The sequence below is a fragment of the Halomonas sp. genome, from assembly GCF_041689495.1.
GTDB lineage: Bacteria > Pseudomonadota > Gammaproteobacteria > Pseudomonadales > Halomonadaceae > Halomonas.
This window is the reverse complement of sequence record NZ_JBDNGD010000148.1, coordinates 1-2,522: the sequence shown is the minus strand read 5'-3', so window position 1 is coordinate 2,522 and position 2,522 is coordinate 1. Positions and strand designations below refer to the sequence as shown.

The 2,522-nt window shown below is 64.7% G+C and carries 3 protein-coding genes and 1 pseudogene; 1 reads left to right on the top strand and 3 read right to left on the bottom strand.

Annotated elements, in window-relative coordinates; all coding sequences use genetic code 11:
- Positions 1-95 precede the first annotated feature (95 nt).
- Positions 96-368: an acylphosphatase gene (locus ACESMD_RS05030; RefSeq protein ID WP_372610927.1), complete on the top strand. Its 273-nt coding sequence runs from the start codon at positions 96-98 to the stop codon at positions 366-368.
- Between the two features lie 13 nt (positions 369-381).
- On the opposite strand, the gene ACESMD_RS05025 is transcribed toward ACESMD_RS05030, so the two are convergent.
- The 3 genes and pseudogenes from ACESMD_RS05025 to ACESMD_RS05015 form a co-directional block, all read right to left on the bottom strand.
- The gene (locus ACESMD_RS05025) at positions 382-1,323 is read right to left on the bottom strand and encodes a nucleoside hydrolase (protein ID WP_372610925.1); all 942 of its coding nucleotides are present in this window, start codon (positions 1,321-1,323) and stop codon (positions 382-384) included.
- Positions 1,324-1,359: 36 nt separating this feature from the next.
- Positions 1,360-2,283: a ribokinase gene (locus tag ACESMD_RS05020; RefSeq protein WP_372610923.1), complete on the bottom strand. Its 924-nt coding sequence runs from the start codon at positions 2,281-2,283 to the stop codon at positions 1,360-1,362.
- A 51-nt stretch (positions 2,284-2,334) separates the two neighbouring features.
- Positions 2,335-2,522: pseudogene (locus ACESMD_RS05015) on the bottom strand (glycerate dehydrogenase); the annotation flags it as partial.

The window sequence follows — 2,522 nt, the reverse complement described above, 5'->3', positions numbered from 1 at the left end:
CCTGAGCCGCACCTTCTCTCGGCTGACTTGTTGGACGCCGTGCCGGGCGGGTAGAAAGGACGTCGAGACTTGATGATCCAGAGGCGGAGGAAATCATGGACAAGTGCTGTGTCAAGGCCCTGGTGGTGGGTAAGGTTCAGGGCGTCGGGTTTCGCTGGGCGACCCGAGAGCAGGCACTCACGCATGAGGTGACGGGCCATGCTCGAAACCTGCCCGACGGGCGTGTCGAGGTCCTGATGTGTGGTGAGCGCGACGCCGTCAAGTCGATGTCGGAATGGCTCTGGAAAGGACCACCCCATGCCCATGCCACTCATGTTGAACTGGAGGTGGTCGAGGCCCGTGACCCGGACAATTTCCGCACTTTCTAATCAAGCCAGCGCCTCAGGCCAGGCTATCGGCGATCCATTGGCTGACGGCGTCACCGTCGGTTTCCAGGCAAACGTCCACCAGCGGGGTGCCCGACCAGCGAGGCTCGATGAATCCCCGTCCTTCCGGTGCGAAGATGGTCTGCCCCTCGGCATCCCCCGAGGTGACGACCCCGAGGTGCCCGCGGGCGGTGGTGAAGAGCTCGGGTCTGAGCAGCCAGGCCAGTGCACAACTGTCATGGGGACAGCAGCCGTCGATGCCGAGGAATTCCCGGTAGAAGTCGCGGTAGAAGGCATAACTGCCGGCCAGTACCTGGCCAAGCATCCCGTGACTGGCTTCGATACGGTCCATATGGGCCTGGGTCAGTACGCAGCGATGAGTGACATCCAGCCCAACCAGGGTCAGCGGCCAGCCCGCGGTCAATACCCGAGACGCGGCGTGGGGGTCGTTGAACATGTTGGCCTCGGCCACAGGCGTGACATTGCCGCCTTCGCGGATCGAGCCCCCCATGGTGACCACCTGCTTGACCTTGTCGACCATGGACGGATCCAACTGCAGCGCCGCGGCCAGGTTGCCGACAGGCCCTACCGAGACCAGCGTAATCTCTCCGGGGCGCTGGTTCACCGTGTCGACGATGAACTGAGCGGCACTGCGCGCCTCGGCCTTGCCCTTGACGGCGGGAAGTTCCATGTCACCCAGACCATTGGTTCCGTGGATGTGTACCGGAGCCGGGTGCCGAGCCTTCACCAGGGGGGCGGCGGCGCCCTGGGCAACCGGAATATCCTTGCCGGCCAGTTCAGACAGCAGCAGGGCATTATGGGTCGCCGTTTCCACGTCCACGTTGCCGTAGGTGGTAGTCAGCCCCAGCAGGTCAATCTCGGGATGGAGCAGAGCAATGGCAATAGCCTGGGCGTCGTCTACGCCTGGGTCGGTATCGATGATGATGGGATGGGGCACGGTAACTCCTTGTTGGTTGACATTGGTCTGGCGACGTCAAGACGGGGGTCTGTGCTTCGCCAGGAGGGATTCGACGGTGTCTCGACGGGGTATGCTGTCGGCGGCACCGGGGTGTTGCACGCAAAGGGCGGCAGCCATGGTAGCGCGCGCCAGGCAGTCGGGAACAGGCAAGCCGGCTTGCAGGGCCGCCAGATAATAGCCGATGAAGGTATCACCGGCACCAGTGGTGTCCACTGGCTCGACGGCCAGGGCAGCTTGGTGAAAGCGCTCGCTGCCGTGCTGGTACCAGGCACCTTCGCCGCCGAGGGTCAGGACCGTCTCGACGTCGGTCAGCTTGGCCGCCAGGGCATCGAGGAGCGTCTCGGCACTGGCCGATGGCTCGACATCGCCTAGCCGTGCCGCCTCACTGCGGTTGACGAACAGCAACCGGCAGTGCGTCAACGGCAGCGACGCCACGGAGTCGGTCATCGGTGCCGGGTTGAAGGCGATTGATACGCCTCGCCGATGCGCGCCCTCCATGATCTCGACCAGGCCATTGCATTCGTTCTGGGCCAGCAGCCAGTCCCCCGGCCGGGTGGTGTCCAGCGATGCCTCGATGGCCTCGGGCTGGAAGCCATGGTTGGCCCCGGCGAATAGCAGGATGGCGTTCTCGCCGAGATCATCGACCTGGATGATGGCATGGCCGCTGGGTTCATCCACCAGTGCCAGAGACGAGACGTCGACGCCGGCCCTGGCCAGGATCTCGCGCGCCCAGGCGTCCTGGCGTCCGAGTCGACCCCAGTGCGCGACCTCGCCACCGGCCAGGGCCATGGCCAGGGACTGGTTGGCCCCCTTGCCGCCGAGACCCACGCGATACTCCCGGCTGGCAAGGGTCTCGCCGGGAGCGACCAGGTGTGGGACCCGGTAGACATGGTCCAGATTGATCGAACCGAGGTTATGCAGCATGGTTGTCACCGTCATCGAGCCTCGTGAAACCGCAGTGAAAGCGACACCCTTCTCACAGGGAAGGAGTCACAGGGGTTTGCGCAGGTTGTCGACCGTCAGCGACACCACGGTCTGCCGTGCTTCCGGCGTGATCCAGGCGTTATGCGGCGTGACGATCAGATTGAGGGGCTCAACCAGGGCGTCGAGCAGCGGATGACCGTCCCGGGGTGGCTCGACGGGCAGGACATCCACACCCAGGCCGCCCAGTCGTCCCT